This window comes from Lysinibacillus sp. F12, assembly GCF_057773605.1.
In genome coordinates this window covers 1,236,686-1,257,925 of record NZ_JBYMLP010000001.1, presented here as the reverse complement: position 1 = coordinate 1,257,925, position 21,240 = coordinate 1,236,686, and the positions used below count along the sequence as shown (strand labels likewise).

18 protein-coding genes are annotated in these 21,240 nt (G+C 35.0%); 12 read left to right on the top strand and 6 right to left on the bottom strand.

What is annotated here, in order from left to right; genetic code table 11:
- Window positions 1-670 precede the first annotated feature (670 nt).
- Window positions 671-2,026 carry a TrkH family potassium uptake protein gene (locus AC3CH7_RS06310; protein ID WP_036214846.1) on the top strand — a complete coding sequence of 452 codons (1,356 nt, stop codon included), beginning with the start codon at window positions 671-673 and terminating at the stop codon, window positions 2,024-2,026.
- 1,536 nt (window positions 2,027-3,562) lie between these two features.
- Here AC3CH7_RS06310 and AC3CH7_RS06305 read toward each other — a convergent pair.
- The gene (locus tag AC3CH7_RS06305; RefSeq protein ID WP_012293022.1) at window positions 3,563-5,302 is read right to left on the bottom strand and encodes a B12-binding domain-containing radical SAM protein; all 1,740 of its coding nucleotides are present in this window, start codon (window positions 5,300-5,302) and stop codon (window positions 3,563-3,565) included.
- A gap of 310 nt (window positions 5,303-5,612) precedes the next feature.
- Here AC3CH7_RS06305 and AC3CH7_RS06300 point away from each other — a divergent pair, with 310 nt between their 5' ends.
- The gene (locus tag AC3CH7_RS06300) at window positions 5,613-6,980 is read left to right on the top strand and encodes an ATP-binding protein (protein WP_230584346.1); all 1,368 of its coding nucleotides are present in this window, start codon (window positions 5,613-5,615) and stop codon (window positions 6,978-6,980) included.
- Window positions 6,981-7,100: 120 nt separating this feature from the next.
- Window positions 7,101-7,547, top strand: coding sequence for a MarR family winged helix-turn-helix transcriptional regulator (locus tag AC3CH7_RS06295; RefSeq protein ID WP_008174146.1), 447 nt, complete (start codon window positions 7,101-7,103; stop codon window positions 7,545-7,547).
- Window positions 7,548-7,675: 128 nt separating this feature from the next.
- On the opposite strand, the gene AC3CH7_RS06290 is transcribed toward AC3CH7_RS06295, so the two are convergent.
- The 3 genes from AC3CH7_RS06290 to AC3CH7_RS06280 all read right to left on the bottom strand — a co-directional run bounded on the left by AC3CH7_RS06290 (window position 7,676) and on the right by AC3CH7_RS06280 (window position 9,318).
- Window positions 7,676-8,371 (bottom strand): hypothetical protein, encoded by a 696-nt coding sequence (locus tag AC3CH7_RS06290; protein WP_488381623.1) that lies wholly within the window; start codon window positions 8,369-8,371, stop codon window positions 7,676-7,678.
- Window positions 8,372-8,432: 61 nt separating this feature from the next.
- Window positions 8,433-9,050 (bottom strand): CPBP family intramembrane glutamic endopeptidase, encoded by a 618-nt coding sequence (locus tag AC3CH7_RS06285; RefSeq protein WP_012293027.1) that lies wholly within the window; start codon window positions 9,048-9,050, stop codon window positions 8,433-8,435.
- A gap of 79 nt (window positions 9,051-9,129) precedes the next feature.
- Window positions 9,130-9,318, bottom strand: coding sequence for a YkvS family protein (locus AC3CH7_RS06280; RefSeq protein ID WP_004224583.1), 189 nt, complete (start codon window positions 9,316-9,318; stop codon window positions 9,130-9,132).
- Window positions 9,319-9,441: 123 nt separating this feature from the next.
- On the opposite strand from AC3CH7_RS06280, the gene AC3CH7_RS06275 reads away from it, so the two are divergent.
- The 3 genes from AC3CH7_RS06275 to AC3CH7_RS06265 all read left to right on the top strand — a co-directional run bounded on the left by AC3CH7_RS06275 (window position 9,442) and on the right by AC3CH7_RS06265 (window position 11,060).
- A complete protein-coding gene (locus tag AC3CH7_RS06275) occupies window positions 9,442-9,630 on the top strand; it encodes a hypothetical protein (protein ID WP_012293028.1) in 189 nt (62 codons plus the stop codon).
- A gap of 92 nt (window positions 9,631-9,722) precedes the next feature.
- The gene (locus AC3CH7_RS06270; RefSeq protein WP_008174142.1) at window positions 9,723-9,899 is read left to right on the top strand and encodes an aspartyl-phosphate phosphatase Spo0E family protein; all 177 of its coding nucleotides are present in this window, start codon (window positions 9,723-9,725) and stop codon (window positions 9,897-9,899) included.
- 294 nt (window positions 9,900-10,193) lie between these two features.
- Complete coding sequence (locus AC3CH7_RS06265) at window positions 10,194-11,060, top strand: NAD(P)-dependent oxidoreductase (protein WP_488381622.1); 867 nt, start codon at window positions 10,194-10,196, stop codon at window positions 11,058-11,060.
- Window positions 11,061-11,129: 69 nt separating this feature from the next.
- On the opposite strand, the gene AC3CH7_RS06260 is transcribed toward AC3CH7_RS06265, so the two are convergent.
- Window positions 11,130-11,522 (bottom strand): DoxX family protein, encoded by a 393-nt coding sequence (locus tag AC3CH7_RS06260; RefSeq protein WP_012293031.1) that lies wholly within the window; start codon window positions 11,520-11,522, stop codon window positions 11,130-11,132.
- 154 nt (window positions 11,523-11,676) lie between these two features.
- Between AC3CH7_RS06260 and AC3CH7_RS06255 the strand changes: the two genes are divergently transcribed.
- From AC3CH7_RS06255 to AC3CH7_RS06230, 6 genes are all read left to right on the top strand, one after another.
- Window positions 11,677-11,997 (top strand): winged helix-turn-helix transcriptional regulator, encoded by a 321-nt coding sequence (locus AC3CH7_RS06255; protein ID WP_012293032.1) that lies wholly within the window; start codon window positions 11,677-11,679, stop codon window positions 11,995-11,997.
- 210 nt (window positions 11,998-12,207) lie between these two features.
- Entirely contained in the window at window positions 12,208-13,530 is a 1,323-nt protein-coding gene (locus AC3CH7_RS06250) for an MFS transporter (RefSeq protein ID WP_200990950.1), read from the top strand.
- Between the two features lie 65 nt (window positions 13,531-13,595).
- A complete protein-coding gene (locus AC3CH7_RS06245) occupies window positions 13,596-14,498 on the top strand; it encodes a chemotaxis protein (RefSeq protein ID WP_012293034.1) in 903 nt (300 codons plus the stop codon).
- A gap of 160 nt (window positions 14,499-14,658) precedes the next feature.
- A complete protein-coding gene (locus AC3CH7_RS06240; RefSeq protein ID WP_036160877.1) occupies window positions 14,659-16,212 on the top strand; it encodes a Ppx/GppA family phosphatase in 1,554 nt (517 codons plus the stop codon).
- Entirely contained in the window at window positions 16,202-18,358 is a 2,157-nt protein-coding gene (locus AC3CH7_RS06235) for an RNA degradosome polyphosphate kinase (protein ID WP_012293036.1), read from the top strand. Before AC3CH7_RS06240 ends, AC3CH7_RS06235 begins: the two co-directional genes overlap by 11 nt.
- 29 nt (window positions 18,359-18,387) lie before the next feature.
- Window positions 18,388-20,394, top strand: coding sequence for a putative bifunctional diguanylate cyclase/phosphodiesterase (locus AC3CH7_RS06230; RefSeq protein ID WP_325881134.1), 2,007 nt, complete (start codon window positions 18,388-18,390; stop codon window positions 20,392-20,394).
- A 44-nt stretch (window positions 20,395-20,438) separates the two neighbouring features.
- Here the strand turns inward: AC3CH7_RS06230 and AC3CH7_RS06225 are convergent, their stop codons facing one another.
- A complete protein-coding gene (locus AC3CH7_RS06225; RefSeq protein ID WP_031418826.1) occupies window positions 20,439-21,050 on the bottom strand; it encodes a TetR/AcrR family transcriptional regulator in 612 nt (203 codons plus the stop codon).
- Window positions 21,051-21,240: the final 190 nt, after the last annotated feature.

Sequence of the window (21,240 nt, the reverse complement as noted above, 5' to 3'; positions counted from 1 at the left end):
TGCTCCCTATTAGATAGACAGATTAAAAATAAAATTTGTTTATCTAAGGGGGCATTTTTTGGATGAAATAAACATCCAATCGAGTTAAAATGACATATCCTTCAATTGTTCGAGGAAGGTCACTTTACTATCTGGCCATTGTACGAAAGGTTTTCATTACAACCTCAAACTTTATATAGCTGGAAAATGAAATATGAGGCAAATGGACGTGATGAATTACAGGCAGCTACTTCATGTGAAATTTAATCAAAAGAGTTAAAATGAGCGGCTTTGGAAGACTATATTCAATGGAGAGTTAGATTCAGCGATAAATGACGCTATTTATTTTAAAATCAATATCGCTACCAGAAACAATTAAACGGCTTGAGTCCTTAGAATTCAGAGCGCAAGCCGCTTTATACATTTTTTATTATTTCCACTATCTATATCAAACCAATTAGTAGTACTACTAATAAGCCTCCAATTGTAAAAATAAAAATACTCCAAGCCTTTAACCACTTATTCAAAACTTCACCTCCAAAATGAAAAAAGTATTTCGAATCATCCAATTATATTTATTCTTTTATCGAGTCGAAAAGTATAGTAATCACTATTCCTCTTTCTTTTTTCTTGTATTTTTTCTATACTATAATCTATCTAGTTGGGCATCATATGTAGAGGGGTTGTTAAAGTGCCTTGGAAAAAAACTTCCAATAGACTTGTCACACCATTTCAGGTACTTGTATCTTATTATTTCATAGCGATAGCGATTTCCTTCCTGTTATTACGGCTTCCAGGGGTTCATCAAGAAGGAGTAAAGGTTTCCTTTTTAGATAGTCTATTTACGGCGGTAAGTGCAGTAAGTGTAACTGGTTTAACAACCATTAATATTTCCGAAACGTATACGAAATTTGGACTTGTGATGATTCTTGTTATTTTACAGTTAGGCGCAATTGGTATTATGTCACTGGGTACCTTTGTGTGGCTATTAGTTGGGAAAAAAATAGGGATGCGCGAGCGTCAGTTAATTATGATTGACCATAATCAGTACAATTTGTCTGGTGTTGTGAAATTAATACGTGAAATTTTAAAAATACTAATTGGTATCGAGGTAGCAGGTACGGTTATCTTAACGCTCCATTTTACCAATTATTTTGATACGTTAGAAGAAGCATTTTTACATGGAATCTTTGCTTCAATTTCTGCTACGACCAATGGAGGATTTGATATTACGGGAATGAGCTTATTGCCATTCCATGATGATTATTTTGTTCAGTTGGTGACAATGATACTTATTGTGTTAGGGGCAATCGGTTTCCCAGTATTAATTGAACTAAAGACTTTCTTACTCAAGCGACATGCGAATTTTCGATTTAGCTTGTTTACAAAAATCACTACGTCTACTTATGCCATTCTATTTGTTGTAGGTGCTCTGGTCATTTTACTTCTCGAATCCTTCCATTCTTTCAAGGAAATGTCCTGGCATGAGGCGCTTTTTTCAGCAATGTTCCATTCTGTATCTACAAGATCTGCTGGGCTTACAACTTATGATGTGACGACATTTAGTGAGGCGACAGATATTTTTATGAGCTTTCTCATGTTCATAGGTTCTTCTCCAAGTTCAGTGGGGGGAGGAATTCGAACAACTACTTTTGCCATAGCCATATTATTTTTAATTACATTTGCAAGAGGGAGAGAGGATATTCAAGTGTTTGGGCGAGAAATTCATTTAATTGATGTTTTCCGCTCCTTCGTTGTCATCTTATTAGCCTTTTTCATGGTTTTAATTGCAACGATTATTTTGCTTATTACAGAGCCACATGCCTCCCTTATTCAAATTATTTTTGAAATCACCTCTGCGTTCGGTACTTGTGGTATGTCATTAGGAATAACTTCTGATTTATCAGTCATTGGTAAAATTATTATTATTATTTTAATGTTCATTGGTCGAGTCGGCTTAATATCCTTCCTTTATACACTTGGGGGTGGTGGACGAGGTAAGAAATCGAAATTCCATTATCCAAAGGAACGCGTAATAATCGGATAACACTTTCAGAACATTGATATATAAGGATTTGTTGAGGGGTAATCGTGGGATTGCCCCCTTTTTGCCCCCATAAGGTCATTATCAAAAATCAATTAGAATATGCAAAGTACCTAGAAGGGGCGAAGGCGCTGGTATGTGGAAGTAGAAGCAAAGTCATCAACTGATGTTTTTGAGCCATTGAAGTTTAAAGTAAAGAGTACTCATCAGTGCTTTTAAATCATTAAAATAGTCAACCAGGCGATCATAAAATGTTCGTATCTGGTCTTTTCTGTTTATTCACTTTGTAAGTACTTTTCTTTTGTATCAATTAGTTGCTTTAAATCCTTCAAGTCCTATAATCAATTAATATACGTATTAAGGCCAGAGCAGCTTTAAACCTAGATACCTAAAAGTTGTTTCTTCTTCGTATCAAATCTTCTTTTATTAAAATACTGGCAACCATAAGTTCATTTAATTTTTATTAATTCGTCAATTGGAATTGATGATGTTGCAGGCGGGGGCGGGAAGACTGCGGACCCTTCTATGATTTCATCATCAGTAAATTGCTCAGCAACTAGTTGGAATTCCTTTTTTTTAATATCATCCTACAGGTATTTGATGTTCTTTTATTTGTTCAAATATACATTTTAATTTCCACCTTTCCAATACATGAAGGCCATACAATAAAATTTTATTAATACTAGTAGGTGTTGTCAGTGAAGTTAATGACTTCCTGTCGAAATACGTCAAGACAAATGTAATGACACTATAATACGCCAACTACACTAAATCTGTTAAATGAATTAGAGGTTTTAAAGGATAACACCTTCAGAACGTTGATATATAAGAAACTGTTGAGGGGGAATGTTGATATTGCCCTTTTTTGTCAAAGTCATTAAGTATTAGTGTTCATGTTAGGGAGCTTCATAGCTGCATGATTGTGTATTCATATTTAAAGCTGTCATTCGAATCCATCCTCTTATCGGTAGCTGGTAATAGCATAGAAGGGTAAAGGACTTTCTTCTATTATATATAGAAGAAAGAAATAAAATTGTCGAATATTGTCATTACAGATGTCTATACACTAAAAAACCATCTATTAATAAATCATATACTTTTTTTAAAATCGAAAATTAACTATTGAAAAGGACTAGGTAGTTCCAATAAAATAAAAAATACATAAAAACACCATACTAATAAATGTGAAATTATTGGCTGATATTCTAAGACGACCAGATTTTTGGCGTAGAATATAAGGGCTCCATTCGTTACCAAAATGTCTAAATGAGTAAACTGTCACAAAATTTTTGGAAAATTTAAAAATTAATTTCCCGAGTATGGAAATTTTAATTGGGTATATTTTCAACCTATAAATCGTCTACCTTTAAGAAATTTGCCCTAATCATTTTTAGATTCGCTGTGAATACTTGACTACTAGATTAAGGATGCAGAAAAGCGATAGAAGCTCTACATTTCCTTTTGAGTGTATCTTTAAGAATTGTTTAAGACAAATAAAAAAAGCTAGTCCTGATCGTTAAATCAGTCTAGCGTTTCTTATTAAAGAGTGTGGATTGTTGCAAAGTAAGGAGCTTGACCATGACGGAAATAGGTTAAGAGATAGCCATCTTTTTGTACAATTTTGCCATTCAGGAAATCATCATAATTGAGAGAATGCGGGATGACCAAAGTATGCTTAAATAGCTCTTTCTCAGTGAGTTTAAAGTCTGCAAATTCCTCACCTGCGATAGCTGGATTTTCACGTAATGTCTGATAGATTAATTTTTGTTGCTCTTCTGTTGGACGTTCCTTCCACCATAATTTACGTGGTTGGAATTGCTGAGCCGTTAGATAATCTAGTTGCATTAAGCTCTGAATAATGTTTAAATTTGCACCATCCACAGTTTCTAAGAACATTAGTAAACGACGGAATAAATCTTCTAATTGATGGCCAATACGGGACCATCCTTTAGTTTCCCAATACGTACCAAAGCTTTGGAAAAAGTCAAAAGGTGTATCGAAGACCTCTGTCACTAAATATTCGATTGTATGGTCCATACGATGATCATTCCAATATTTCTCTAGAACATCCTCTGCATGTTTAATGCGAACAATATCATCAAATGTGAGGACATTATTAGAAAAGATTTCATAAGGAGCTAGGTCAACGTACGTATAACCAAACTTTTCAGCCTCCACTCGAAGGCCTGTACCACGTAAAAGTTTTAAAAAACCAAGTTGAAGTTCTTCTGGTCGCATGGCAAAAACATCATTGAATGTTTGACGGAAGCTTGCGTAATCCTCTTCTGGTAAACCTGCTATTAAATCTAAATGTTGATCGATTTTTCCGCCTTCTTTAACCATTGTCACGGTTCGTTTTAGTTTTTCAAAGTTTTGACGACGTTGTACAAGTGTATTTGTTAAATCGTTTGTGGATTGAACACCGATTTCGAAACGGAATAGACCTCTCGGTGCATTGTCATTTAAAAATTGGATAACTTCAGGACGCATAATATCGGCAGTAATCTCAAACTGGAATACAACACCGGGTTTATGTTCATCAATTAAAAACTGGAACATTTCCATAGCGTAACTTCGGCTTATATTAAACGTTCGATCCACAAATTTTATAGTTCTAGCGCCATTATCCATTAAGAAACGAATATCTTCTTTTATTTTTTCACGGTTAAAGTAACGAACACCAACTTCTATTGAAGATAAACAGAATTGGCAGCTAAACGGACAGCCTCTACTTGTTTCAATGTACTGTATGCGTTTCCCAAGATGAGGAAGGTCCTCTTCAAAGCGAAACGGACTTGCTAATTCACGCAAATCTATCTTAGGTGGCTGAGCGTGAATTTTGACTTTCCCGTCCTCCAAATAGCAAATCCCAGGAACTTCCTCCAATAATATTTCTCCGTGTAAATAACGTAACAATTGTTTAAATGAAATTTCTCCTTCACCCATCACGATGAAATCTACTTCAGGTATACGACGTAGCCAATGGTGAGAATCGTAAGAAACTTCAGGGCCTCCAAGCAAAATTTTAACATTTGGACAGACTGTTTTTAACATTTTAATGACATGAATTGTTTCTTCAATATTCCAAATATAACAACTAAATCCAATAATATCAGGTTTCTTTTGGAACAAATCTGATACAATATTAAAAGCAGGGTCTTTAATTGTATATTCTGCTATAATTGGATTGAATTCGGGCGCAGCGGCACCTTTTAAATAGCGTAACGCTAAGTTTGTGTGTATATACTTTGCATTTAAAGTAGTTAAAATAGTATTCATACAATAATCTTCCTTTCAATTTCTAATTGTATCAGTCAAGTATTTGACGTACAATATAATTCTTTTTACCTATTTATTTTGTGAACAGTTCGTGAAATAATTTAAAATACTTAAATTTACTAAATTTTGTAATAATAGAATCGTACTGTCATAATGTATAGTAAAGGCTCAAAATTCGATTTAGAGGTTTCTTACTCTTTTGAAAGGTTCGGTGAGAAAGTTGAAGCAAAATGATATTAATCAATGTTTTGGAAATCTTATGAAAAGTACTTCGTCACCAACACTTATACTCAATAAAGCAGGGAAAATTTTGAACGTCAATGAGGCTGCTATCCAACTTTTTAATCTTAATTTAACGTTTATTGGTAATTTGGCTATGGACGAGCCGTCTAAATTTAAATGGGCGAAATTCGTCCAACAATTACAAAAGGATTTACGATCAGAAGAAATTTTCAACATTCGCACAGTTGGGAATGAGTACGAAATGTTATCTTTTAAATGTTTCTATGACCCAAATGCCGAAGAAATTGTTGCGCAAATTTCAACATTAAATGATGATGTTGCCCATAAATTATACGTTAGTCAAGAGCATGAAAGATCTCAATCCTTTAATGCATATGATTACTTACCTTATGCTGTTATTGTGAGTGATGCTAGCGGTATTATTCTTGGGCTTAATAAGTATGCAGAAATGTTTCTAAAAGTAGAAAGCTCGCAGTTACTCCATAAAGCTCATCAGCATATATTTGATTTATTTACATTGAAAAAAGGGCAGATTACATCCTATCTTTCTAAATTAATGGGTGAAAAACATGCAAGTCTTCACGTTGTCGATGAAACCCAAGTAAGTAGAACTTGCTATTATGAAATATCCAGTATCTTTGATGAATACAATAATATTATTGTCACAGTTATTAATGATGAAACAGAGAAGAAGCAACTTCAACATAAAGTTGAACATCAACATGCTTTAAATGTTGTTGGACAAATGGCAGCGAGTATTGCGCATGAAATTCGTAACCCATTAACTTCTTTAAAGGGGTTTACTGATTTATTAAAGATAAATGCGGATGATGAATCACGCATGTATCTCTCTGTCATTGATAGTGAGCTTCAACGAATGGAGCAAATTTTATCAGAACTTTTAGTTTTGTCCAAGCCATCAACTATGAAAGTGGAGTTGCTGGAACTAGATCATATCGTGAAACAAGTCATTGAGTTCATGTTACCAGATGCACTCATGAAAAATATTATGATTCAGTACATTTCAAATCCAAATCAAGTTTATATCGGCGGAAATGAAAATCGATTAAAGCAAGTGTTAATGAATCTTATCAAAAATGCGATGGAATCCATGAACAATGGTGGTACGATTACTGTAGAAATGACTACAAATGACTGCGCGATTGTTGAACTTACAATTAAAGATGAAGGCGTTGGAATGGATAGCACAACCCTTCAAAACCTATTCCAGCCTTTTTACACGACAAAATCATCAGGGACAGGACTGGGCCTTGCTTTCGTGAAAAAAGTTATAGAAGAGCACGATGGAATTATAGGTGTTAATAGTGAATTACAGAAGGGGACATGCTTCCATCTGCAGTTCCCAATCTATACATTTAATCAAGTGGATACACTCGAAGTGTCCACAAAAGATTCTGCCTATTTAGTCACATAAAGAGAGAAAAATGGTTGAATAACAACAATATAACCTTCTAAATCAGATAATGCTTTTGACAATGCTTTTCTAATATCGCTATAATGTCAAGTATAAAGAGCGAAGTGAGAGGAAAAGAATATGACGTCAGAAGACTTAAAACAATCTTTAAAATTATATATTGTATTGTCACGTGCACTTAAGGCTATTAATGAGACAACACATCAATTATTTCAGGATAATGGTTTAAACCCAACTGAATTTGCTGTACTTGAGCTTCTTTATCATAAAGGAAGACAGCCATTACAGCAAATTGGCAATAAAATTTTACTTGCCAGTGGGTCTATTACGTATGTCATTGATAAGCTTGAAAAAAGAGGCTACTTATTGCGTGTGTCTTGTCCTTCAGATCGCCGTGTGACATATGCAGAAATCACGGATGAGGGCGAAGCATTTATGGGAGAACTATTCCCAAAACACGAGCAGCATTTGCATGAAATAATGAGTGTATTATCTTCAGAAGAAAAAGAGCAAGCTATTACATTATTAAAGAAAATGGGCCTTTCTATTAAAGATTTATCTTATTAAAACGTTGTCTCATTCATTTGAGACAACTTTTTTATCATGTGGAAGAAGTAAGATATCACAAAGAGCTTATACATACATAAAAGGACGATAGAGACAAGTTGTCTATCGTCCTTCCTTAGTATGAATTATTATTTTTTAGAAATAGTTGCTGCCATGTTCATCATAGCATCTGTTAAATCTTGCTTATCATTATCGTGAATAGTTAATTTTGTAATGAGACCATCTTTTTCAAAAACAACCCCAATTACTTTCTCTGTGTCAAAGTCTACAACATAACCTTCAATATTTTGAACACCCTTGAATACAGCTAATTCATCAGTAGTTAAAGCGACTGTTTCACCTACAGCATTCATATAATCTTGCATTGCTGTTTTTACTTCAGTAAAGCTTGATTGAGATGCCTCAATTGTTTCAATACGCATAAACACTTCATCATCTTCATTAGATACTAACATATCTTTACCAGGCTCTTCTTGTGTCAATGTGAATCCTGAAAGTTGTTGTAGTTTATAGCTTTGATCAACGCTTTTAGATTCAGTTGCCTTTTCTGTTTTATCTACACCATTTTGTTTGTAAGTCACATCTTGTTGTGGCTGTTTGGAAACATCCTCTGTATTTGTTTCATTTGAAGCAGGTGTATCTGTATCCTCTTCCTCTTGTGCTTCACCTGCTGTTTCATCACCAGATGGTTTTTGATCGGCAGCAGTATTTGACGGCTCATTTTGTTGAGCATCTGAATCCCCTGTTTTTTCAGAGGTATTACAACCTACAACTAGTACTGCTGTTAATAATAATGCAAGAATTGAAACTAATTTTTTTTGCATAAAAAACCCTCCTTTTCTAAATTAAACGTTAGTAAAGCTAAAATGTTTCCAAATAATAATGTTATGATGTTAAAGGTAACACTAAAAATAATAATAGTACAAAAACAACATGAGCTACAATAACAAGTGGCATACTTTTCCGCCATTCATACAAGAAGCCCCAAATAATACTTGTCACAAGTGCAGCAACCACGCCTAGAATAAAGCCGCTTAGGGCTATGGAAATGGCACATAAAACTGCCGTAACTAGGACAGCCAAAGATGGGCGCATAAAGCGTTTTAATTGTTGCTGAATGTAACCACGCCAAAACAATTCTTCGCCGATGGCAACAATAAAAACAAGTAATGCATAGTGCCAAATATTTTGTGGTCCATAATTTGTTAAAAATTTATGAACAGATTGTACTAAATTATTATTAATATAGGGAGCAAGCCAATAACCGAAGCGAATAATACCATAAGTGATGGTACCGTATCCAATTCCAAAGAGTAAAAATTGCCATGTCGGTAATTGATCTTCAATAGAACCGGCTAGTATGGCAATGGCAATACATACTAGTAAAGTAAATGCATACATGTACCAAAATACTGCTTGGTTAGCAAAGGTAAAGGCAAGCATGCCATAAACGAATAATAGAGAAAGGAGTAATAGTATTGTTTGTTTTGAATTTGTTAGCATATACGACCTCCATGCTTTAATTTTATCAAAAAAAAAGCCCCATATCATCTATAAAGACAAATAGGGACTATTCAGACTATTAAGCTTCATTCGTATATAAAATTTTATAACGTTTATGATTGACGACCGTTTTCTCTTCAATTTCAAGGGAATCAAAATTCTCCATATATGTTAAGTTAACAATCACCGAATTTTCATTTACCTTTTCGACAATACCTTGGAGACCATTTTTAAACTCGATAATATTTCCAACTTCAGCTATTTTCACAGACAGTCAGCTCCTTCATCGACTAATAATATACAGTTTGCACGAAAAAATGGTAAACGTAAAGCTTTTTTTAAATAATTCATAATTTAGTACACAAAAGATGAAAAGAAAGGAATAAAACTAATGGAAAAATACGAAAATATGCTTAAACAATTACAAAATGGGGAAATAGGAAGTATCGAAATTCAAAAGGAAGATTTTTACGAATTTCGGGAAATACTTGTAAGACATCCTTTATTTAAACATTTTAGGGGTGAGGCCAAGCAAAATGGACGAATTATCTATACTTATAACGAAATACCAAGGAGTTAATTTGTCGAACATTGTCGTAAGTTAATGCTGTAAGAAATGAAATATAAATGTATAATAATGGTATGATTATTTGTGTGTGGAGGGTTGTATGAATGGTCAATCTACTCTTGAAACAAATGGAACAAACTCGTGAGTTGATGATTCGCTCTGGTGTTGAAAACGGGTTACAAAATGCAAAAACCATTCAACTGAGTCGCAGATTAGACCAGTTAATGAATACCTATTATAGACAGACAGCATTCGATGAAGAAAAAGACCAAGACGAATAAAAAGATTGTTCCAGTATTCAGAGTAATAACATTATAAAAATAGATGTTTAAAATGCATTTCATTGGGGAATAACTTACTATGAACACAGCAACATTCTCATTTCCCCCTTTAGAGCAGTGATCCCCCAATCACTTGCTCTCTTTTTTTTGCTTATTCGGTATATATGCAGGCCATCCTTTTTTTAGTACAAGTTATAGGAAGAGTTTGAATTATTTTATTTATTCGCCTAAACTGAAAACATCAAGTCACTTAGGTGAAGGAATCCTAACTTTATGACAAAGGAGTATGTACATATGAAAAAGCAACGTATTGCATTTATCGGGACTGGCGTTATGGGGACAAGTATTATTAAACACTTATTGAGGAATGACCATGAGGTGACGGTGTATACTCGAACTAAAGAAAAAGCAGAGCCACTAGTAGCTTTAGGGGCATCTTGGGCTAGTTCGCCAGCAGAAGCATTTAAAAATAAAGATATTGCATTTACAATGGTTGGTTACCCATCAGATGTGGAAGAGGTTTATTTTGGAGATAATGGGCTTTTCAAAACAGTTGAACCTGGCAACATTGTTATTGATATGACAACTTCAGAGCCTTCTTTAGCTAAGAAAATTTATGAGCATGCTCAATCTATTAGTGTAGAATCTTTAGATGCACCTGTTTCAGGTGGTGATATCGGTGCGCAAAATGGTACATTGTCCATTATGATTGGTGGCGATTTAACAACCTACGATAAAGTTTTACCGTTGATGAAGCATTTTGGGGAAAATATTGTTTATCAGGGTGAGGCAGGGGCTGGTCAGCATGCAAAGATGTGCAATCAAATTGCCATAGCTTCAGGTATGATTGGGGTATGCGAATCACTGGCTTATGGTCTTAAGGCAGGGCTGGATTTACCGACCGTATTGCAGTCAATTGCATCAGGTGCAGCAGGCTCTTGGTCTCTAAGTAATTTAGCACCACGGATGATTAAAGAAGACTTTGCACCAGGTTTTTATATCAAACATTTCGTGAAGGATATGAAAATTGCTTTGGATGAGTCCAAGAAAATGGGAATCACTTTACCAGGATTGGCATTAGCCTATGAAATGTATGAAAAATTGATGGAAGATGGCTTTGGTGATAATGGGACACAAGCTCTTCTTCAGCATTATAGATAGTTATATTTGGTTGGATTAAAATAGGAAACCTGAAATCTCTTCATTTTGAGGAGACTTCAGGTTTTTTCATTACTCTTTCCCAAAAAGTTGGGCGTCTAGTGAAAGGCTAGAAGCACCAGCTAGAGTAAAGTATAGAGCAATAGCACCTAAGGCTAAATCTAATTCGTAACCGGCTAAACCATCAGCCCCAATAAAGCCAATGCTAAGCTTAGCTGTGAAAATGGCTACAATCATAGTGATTGTTAGTAGGGCACCAAAAATTCTCGTTGCTAAACCTAATATAAGGGCAATACCTCCCACTAATTCAATAATCGCAACGATATACGCCATAAATCCTGGTATACCTATACTGTCAAAAAAGTCTGCCGTATAGCTAATACCTCCTTGGAATTTTTGAAAGCCGTGTACTGCAAAAATAATGCCAAGAACGACACGTAAAATAGTTGAACCAATGTTTTGCATATTATTGTATCTCCTTTTCTTCAACTTACATTTCGTAACCTAGTGTATTTTTAAAAACGACTTTTGTCAAGTAACTAAATGTATTTTAAGAACTGAATGTCGAAATAAGTGTTATACTGTTGTATATGAACTACTAACAATGGAGGCTTGTAACGTGGATCAAAAAAAAATTTGTCCTCGATTTGAAAAGGCGCTAAAAATATTAAATCATCGCTGGAATACTTTACTTATATTTCAATTATTAGATGGTCCACAGCGATATTCAGTCATTAAAAATCAGTTAAACATAAGCAGCCGCGTATTAACTGAGCGATTAAAGGAGCTAGAGACCGAGGAAATTGTATTACGCACGGTCATTCCTTCTACCCCAGTCGTCATTGAGTATGAACTGACGGAAAAGGGATATGCACTTGCTCCGGTGTTAAAAGCAATTGAACAATGGTCTTCTGAATGGGTAGCAATAACTGAAAAATAATAAAAAAGATATTCAGGCGAGGGGGCTTGAATATCTTTTTTTTTACTAGAAAAAAATTGAGAAAGGGCTTTGTTTTTCGATCTATTAGCAGTTATGTTTTAGGGAATTTACTGTTATATTGTAAATAATATTAATTTTCTTTAAAAAAAGAAATTTTTTATTACGGAAAAAAATTAATGGATTATTATAGAGAATGTAAGGGAGGGTTTTATGAAAAAGAGTTCAGCAATAGATGTTCAGCATCGAAGTCAGTTAGCAATTTACTTATCATTACCAATACTGTCATGGGCCTTCTATGATTTTGCTAATACAATTTTTTCTTCAAATATTAATACGATTTTTTTCCCGTTCTATATGGATGAGGTATTAGGGACAAATGAAGTTATGCAACAAGTAGCTAGTACATTTATTTCGTACGCGAATGCCATTGCTAGTTTATTACTTGTAGTATTCTCTCCGCTGTTCGGAGTATGGATTGATAACACTGGCTATAAAAAGAGATTTATTGTCTGGTTTGCGTCTATTTCCATTCTTTTTACGTTTATGATGGGGATCTTTGCGAACCTACAGACTACCACTCATTACTCAGGCGTCCCCCTTAGTTTATTTTTAGTCGTGGCAAGTTTTGTTATTGCAAAGTTTTTCTTTAATTCCAGTCTAGTATTCTATGATTCCATGATGGGAGATTTAGGAACGAAAGAAGAAATGCCGCTCATATCGGGCTATGGCGTTGCAATAGGGTATTTGGGTACACTTGTTGGACTTCTCGTTTATTTGTATGTTGGCAGCAGTGATTTTCATCGTGCATTTATTCCAACAGCAATTTTGTATTTATTATTTTCGCTGCCCTTATTTTTGATTAATAAAGATACACCAATACCAAAAGCACAGAGGAAGTCTTTAAAATTTTTAGATGGCTATAAGGAAATTATTCAAACCTTCAAGGATATGAAGCAATATAAGGCTATCTTTACTTTTATGATTGCTTATTTCTTTTTGAATGATGCTATTGCGACTACGATTGCAATGATGGCAGTTTATGCGACAGCCATTGTTGGGTTTAGTTCAGGTCAATTTATCATTCTTTATCTAGTCTCTACTGTATCAACGATTATAGGTTCTTTGGCATTTGGCTATATAACGAAATCAGTAGGAGCTAAGCGCGCCATTACTATGGTAGCTCTAATTATGATTGTCGCTTTAGTGTTTGCTGTATTTGCCACAGCACAATGGATGTTTTGGCTTGCAGGTAGCCTTTTTGGTATATCACTTGGCTCTATGTGGGTAACGTCTAGGACCTATATTATTGAATTGTCACCCAATGAGAAACGTGGACAGTTCTTCGGCTTGTTTGCTTTCTCAGGGAAAGTATCCTCCATTATTGGGCCAGCCGTATATGGAACAGTTACATTGTGGATGAAGGATTATGGTACACTAGCAAGCCGTGTCGCACTATCGACGTTAATTGTAATGACAGTTATCGGCCTGTTGGTACATCTAAAAGTTAATGATAAAAATGGAAATAGCAAGTAGGAGAAATGTATTGCCTATGATACAATTGAATTATAAATTGAAGTAGAGAAAGGAGCGGGGTTGCATTGGAACATAAAGGAATATTATTAGAAAGTGGCACAAATGAGCTAGAAATCGTTGAATTTGAAGTGGCTAACAATAAATTTGGTATCAATGTAATTAAAGTAAAAGAAATCATTCAACCGATTCCAGTAACATTTATTCCACACGCGCACCCGCATGTAGAAGGAATCATTCAATTACGAGGTGAAGTATTACCAGTTGTGGATATGCTACGGGTATTAGGAATTCAGAGTACTGAGCGTAATCCACAACAAAAATATATTGTTGCTGAATTTAATAAGCAACGTGTTGTGTTCCATGTGGATAACGTGACACAAATTCACCGTATATCGTGGGATCAAATTGAAAAGCCTTCAGATATGTATCAAGGCGGAACATCACAAGTTATAGGTGTTATTAAACAAAACGAACAGATGATTCTACTACTCGATTTCGAAAGAATTATGGTGGATATTAATCCTGAATCGGGCATAAGTGTAGAATCTGTCAAAAAACTGGGCAAACGTGAGCGTACTGGAAAACGCATTTTAATTGCAGAGGATTCACCTTTATTACGAAAATTATTATTTGATACGATGAATGAAGCTGGCTATGACAATGTAGAATTCTTTGAAAATGGCCGCGATGCTTATGAATACTTAGAAGGAATAGCGAAGAGCGGTAGTGATATTGCAGAACATATTCAATTAGTTGTAACAGATATTGAAATGCCACAAATGGATGGGCATCATTTGACAAGAAAAATCAAAGAACATCCTGATCTTCAAAAACTTCCAGTTATCATATTCTCAAGTCTAATTACAGATGACCTTCGTCATAAAGGTGATCAGGTAGGAGCAGAAGATCAAATTAGTAAGCCAGAAATTGCAGAGCTCATCCTACGTGTTGACCAATTAATTTTGTAAAAATTGTGCCTTACATGATACTTCTCAATTTTAATAATGGGTATCCTGAAAGTATAAATAAATGAAAGTAAAGTCGGATGCCTTTAAAGGGTCCGACTTTTTGTATAGGTATACATATTGTGAACAAAATAAACTGAAGATGCTTGAAGGATGTGATTATTTGAATGAATTAAAAACAGCTATTATTGATATCGGCTCCAATACTATTCGCTTAGTGATATATCAGTATAACAATGAAGAGGGGCTTCATGAGCTTGGAAATATTAAAACGGTAGCACGTTTGCGTACATATTTACAGCCCTCTGGTGAGATGTCTAAAGAAGGTATCCATGTGTTAGCGGAGACCTTAGAAACATTTAAAGCGATGTTAGAAGATTTTGAAGTGACAGAAGTGAAGGCAGCTGCAACTGCTGCTATCCGCCAGGCGACCAACCGCGACCAAATAATAGCAGAAATGAAAGCTCGAACTGGCATCCAAATTGAGCTTTTATCAGAAGAAGAAGAAGCTTATTTTGGCTTTGTAGCTGTCGCTTTTTCCAGTGGCACAAAATCAGGAGTTACGATTGATATTGGTGGTGGAAGTACCGAAATTACACTGTTTGAAAATAAAGAAATTCAGCAATCACATAGTTTCCCATTTGGGACAGTTTCATTAAAGCAACGTTTTGTGAAGGGGGACATCATTAATAGCAGTGAAAGGAAGGAACTTATTGCCTTTTTAAAAGAGCAATTTCAAACCTTAACATGGATTCAAAATAGTGGTTTACCGATCATTGCAATTGGAGGAAGTGCGCGTAATATTGCACAAATTCATCAACAAAAACATGATTATCCCATTGCCAGTGTCCATGGATACGAAATGACAAAAGAAGATTTAGATGAATTAAGCTTATTTTTAGGCCAATTAAGTTTTCAAGAATTGAGGCAGCTTGATGGTCTATCATCAGACCGTGCCGATATTATTTTACCTGCCTTAGAAGTATTTAGAGTATTAATGGAGACTGTAGGAAGCAAGTCTTTCCAACTAACGAAGAAGGGATTACGTGAAGGACTAATTATCAAAAAGATCTTACAAACAGATAGCAATGCTTTTGATAAATATAATGTTTTTGACGGCAATGCCAGGCGGCTTGCTCGACAGTATGGTCGAACTGAAAATGAGGTCGATTATTTGATGCATTTAGCCGATCAATTGTATCGCGAATGTTGTCATTTAGGCTATTTACAATATAATGCGGAAGATTTGCAGTTAATAAGAAAAGCAGCAAAGGTATTTAATATCGGTGAATATATAGAACTAAGCTCTGCAAGTCAACATACCTTTTATTTGATTGCGAATCAATCTATTGATGGTTTAAATCACCCAGAAAGAGTCAAACTAGCCCTTCTAGCCTCTTATAAAAATAAAGATTATTTTGAACGATTCGCTGCCCCATTCGCTACTTGGATGAATCGTGAGGAGTATCGGAAAATAAGAGATTTTGGAGCGTTATTAAAATTTGTCTATGCTTTAAATGTCTCAAAGCGAAATGTTGTACATGCAATTGATATGCATCCAGAGGAAGACTATGTACAGCTCAATATTTATATAAAGAACAATGCAGCAGCTGAAAAATATCAAGCTAATCGACATAAAAAACATTTAGAGCGAGCATTAAAAATCCCAATGACAATCAATTTTATTGAAGAAGGATGGAATAAGGATGACAACTGAAATAACGAATAATGAGCTAAATGAGGAAGAGTTTTTAGAAAATCATAGTCGTTTACTAGAGGAGATTGCGAAGCCTCAGTACTATAATAATCGAGAGTTAAGTTGGCTTGCTTTTAATGAGCGTGTATTAGAGGAAGCGGAGGATGTGAATAATCCTCTGCTAGAGCGTTTGAAATTTTTAGCTATATTTAGTTCAAATCTAGATGAGTTTTTTATGGTGCGTGTGGCAGGCTTACAAGATCAAGTTCGTGCAGGGTTCCATAAGGCTGAGAATAAATCTGGGTTAACACCAAAAGAACAATTAGCGAAGATTGCAGAACGTACACAAGCTTTAGTGCGTCGACAAACTGAAGTATACCGCCATTTAATCTATGATTTATTACCACAGCATAATGTACATATTGCAGACATGAAAGATCTAAATAGCACACAAAAAGCTTTTATTAACGAGATGTTTGCAGAAACTATATTCCCAGTATTAACACCTGTAGCAGTAGATGCGTATCGTCCCTTCCCGACATTGCTTGGGAAAACACTAAATTTACTAGTCCTATTAGAGCAGGATGAATCAGATCTTGAAAGTCGTGAAAAAGTCGCAATCGTTCAAGTTCCATCTGTTTTAGATCGATATATCAAAGTGCCTACTGAAGAAGGTAAAACAGTCGTTGTACTACTGGAGGATGTCATTGTAGCACATATTGAAAAATTATTTTATGGCTATAGTGTAAAATCAGCGCAAGCCTTCCGTTTAACGAGGAATGCGGATTTAACGATCCACGAAGAGGGTGCAAGGGACCTTCTCGTTGAAATTGAAAAAGAGTTGAAGAAACGAAAGTGGGGAGTAGGAAGCCGTCTAGAAGTTCGAGTTGGAGAAATGAATGAGGAAGTGCTTCTATATTTATTAGATGAATTTGAAATTGAAGAAAATGATGTTTTCCATATTGATGGTCCTTTGGATTTAACCTTTATGTTCTCTTTTGTAAAAGGTATAGCTGTTGGCCGTGAACATCTTGAATATGAAAGCTTCATCCCACAGCCACCTTTAGATTTACAATCTGACGAAAATATTTTTGAAAAAGCATTGACACAAGATATCTTTTTCCATCATCCATATGAATCATTTGCACCGATCGTTGACTTTGTCTCAGAGGCAGCAGTTAATCCGAATGTATTGGCAATTAAACAAACATTATATCGAGTAAGTGGCAATTCACCAATCATTCAAGCACTGAAACTGGCTGCTGAAAATGGCAAACAAGTAACAGTTTTAGTCGAATTAAAGGCTAGATTCGATGAAGAAAATAATGTGCATTGGGCAAAACAACTAGAGCAAGCAGGCTGCCTTGTTATTTATGGGATGAACAATTTAAAAACACACTCCAAAATTACATTAGTCGTTAGTCGTCGAAATGGAAAAATTGAACGCTTTGTTCATCTTGGCACAGGAAATTATAATGATGCCACTGCAAAAATTTACACGGATATGGGCATAATAACGACAGATAAAGAATTTGGGATTGATGCGACAAACTTCTTTAACTATTTAAGTGGCTATACAGAAAAACCTACATTTAATCACTTGGTTGTGGCACCATTTGATATTCGAGATGAATTTATTCGTTTAATGGATGAAGAAATTGCTTGTCATAAAAAATATGGGAATGGTTTTATTCGAGCTAAAATGAATTCATTGACAGACAAAGATCTTATGATGAAGCTATATGAGGCTTCGATTGCTGGGGTAAAGGTAGAACTTATAATACGTGGTATTTGCTGTATTAGACCGGGGATTCCTGGCATTAGCGAAAACATTACTGTAACAAGTATCGTTGGTCGTTTCCTTGAACATTCCCGAATCTATTGGTTCCATCATAATGGTGAGAATAGAGTATATTTATCTTCAGCTGATATGATGACACGTAACATGATTAAACGTGTAGAAATTTTGTTCCCTGTATATGCAAATGAAGCAAAAACTCGTATTATTGACATTATGAATACACAATTAATGGATACTGCTAAGGCTCGTATTCAAGACTCCAATGGTAAATATCATTATAAAGATTTTGATCGTAGTGAAGATCCGCTGAATAGTCAGGAGATTTTCTTACAAGATGCATTAAAGCCTACGCTAGACGAAGAATAGAGCAAACACGCTACTTAGTGAGGGATAGAATGAAAAAATATAGAGAGAGTGTAGCGCCATTTGCAGATTATCAACAGCTCATTCAAATGAATCCGTTTGATGCAGTCGTCTGTTTGAGAATAGTTGATAAAAAGAGGTTCGAGGTCGTTGATTTTAATGATAAGCTATTATCATTTATGGAGCTGCAGGATAAAGCAGCGACGAACGCTGAACGTTTTTTTACCAAGCAATGCTGGCTGCAGTTGTCGAATTTTCTAAACGAAGAAGTCCATACACAGCATGTCCTGAAATTAGGTACCGGTTTTTATGAACGAGCATTTGCTCTTCATATACAACATTTTTCTCAATCCATGGTTGCAGTTATTTTGAGAGAAACACAAATAGAAGAAAAACCTTATTTACAATACGTGGAACAACATGTAAGTCCGGTACTGACGGTAGATTTACAAGGCCGAATTATTCATCAAAACATGGCTGTTACGTCAGCAATTTCTAGAGACCAGCAGTGCTTAATAGGACGAGATATTTTTTCATTATTGGACAGTAAATATAGTAAAGAATTTAAATTATTATTTGCCAAAACAATTGAAGGTTCAGCTTTTGGTATGCCAAAATGCTTATTTAAGGACCAATTGTTAAGTAAAGAGCCTTTTTACTTAAGAACACACCCAACCTATTATAATGGGGAGGTTATAGGGGTTCATTTATTTGTTAAAGATGCAAATTCATTTCTGAATGATCATGAGGCATTTTATTACCTAGCGTTAATGGATGAATTAACTGGCATTTGGAATCGTAAGGCATTCAAGGAGCATTGGTTACATTATCTAAATGACAAAAATCAAGAGCACAAGCAAGCAGCCCTTATTTTAGTGGATATTGATCGTTTTAAAAAATTTAATGAATCCCTAGGTGAAAGTAAAGGGGATGAGCTCATGCGTATGTTTAGTCAAAGACTTAATGAACTTTGCTATTCAAAATGTGCCCTTTATCGTTATAACAGTGATGAGTTTATCTTTGTACTAAAAGATGCGACTATTCAAAAAATTGAGCATACCGCCAATGCTATTTTGAATGTTTTAAAACAGCCATTTATGATAGATGGACAGGAATATTTTATTAGCGTTTCAATCGGTATATCCCTTAGTCCAGCAGATGGCAAGGATTTAGAGACACTTGTAAGGAAAGCCGATAAGGCATTATTTTCTGTTAAAGAGCATGGGCGATCTCACTATCGTTATTATCGTGAAGATATGACGGCGATTTTCCCAAATGAAGCTTTAATGGAGGCACATTTACGACGTGCTATTGAATTTAATGAGCTTAGTCTGCATCTCCAGCCTCAGATGGACTTAACAAATAATAGCATCAATAGCTTTGAAGCTTTATTGCGATGGAATAACCGTAAATTTGGTTTTGTTTCCCCTGCGCAATTTATACCTATTGCAGAGGCTTCAGGATTAATTATTGAAATTGGTGATTGGATTATTGACGAGGTTTGTCGTCATCAAAAAGAATGGCAATCTAAGGGCTACCGTCCTGTGCGCATAGCTGTCAATATTTCACCAAAACAGTTTAGGAAAGAGAACTTCGCACGAAAAATAAAGGCAGCATTAAAAAAATACGAGGTGCCTGCAGAACTTCTGGAGGTAGAAATCACAGAAAGCTCGATGACAAATGTTCATGAGACATTTTCGATTCTTACAGAGTTAAAGCAATTAGGGGTTTATGTGTCAGTAGATGACTTTGGAACCGGCTATTCTTCATTAAGCTATTTAAAGCGTTATCCAATTGATATTATAAAAATCGATCAATCGTTTATTCGGGATATCGCTAAAGATGACAAAAATGAGGCCATTATTAAGGCCATCATTTCGATGTCTCATAACTTAGGGTTAGAGGTAATTGCCGAAGGAATTGAAGAGCCCACGCAAGTTGATTTTCTCAAACGTCACCGTTGTCAAAAGGGACAAGGTTATTTGTATAATAAACCACTACCAGTTGAAACCATTGTACAAAAATATTTCGTCAGCTAGTTAAAAGTAGCACTCATCACTCAACTGATGAGGTGCTACTTTTTTTATTTGACACTTTTAAGACCGTTTAACACAATAGCTGTAAATCGGTTCATCTCAGCTGCCAAGTCAAAGTTTTCGTTATGGATTAACCAATCATAAACATTGGCACGCATACAACGCTGTATGATGGCCTGTATTTCAGTAGCTGATAAATCCTGTCTAAGTTCACCTTGTTGTAGCCCTTCCTCAATATATGTATTCATGATTTGAAATATCTTCCGCTCGGGATTGATTAAATAATGATCCTGTTTTACTTGATTTGTCATTGCAGCAGTATACACAGTGCGTAACAGATCCTTTCCTACAACATTCATTAAGTATTTCATTTGTTCTTGATACACTAATAAAATTTTTTCACTTGCTGGCAATGTATGGTCTATATTTTTTTCTAAAGTACTATAAAAATGATCCAGCTCTTTAAATTTTTCTAAAATAACGTCATATTTAGAGGGGAAATGTGTATAAAATGTACCCTTGGAGACATGACAAGCCTTGGTAATTTGTTCCACAGTAACATGTTCAAATCCGAATTTATTGAATAAATCTAGGGATGTTTTTAATAATTTATCACGAGTTTCTAATGCCTTTTTTTGCCTGCTTGTTAGTGATTCCATAGTGGCAAATTACCTCCGATTTTAAGTATTGTAAAATATTTTTTAAATTAAAAATTCAGAAAATATAAAATTTTTAATTGACGAGATGGATTTATTTTGATTATGATTTAATTGACCGAAGTCACTGACTCAGGTCAATTAAAGGTATCTCGTTATTAATGTTACGATAAAAAACTGTTGTTGGCTAGTG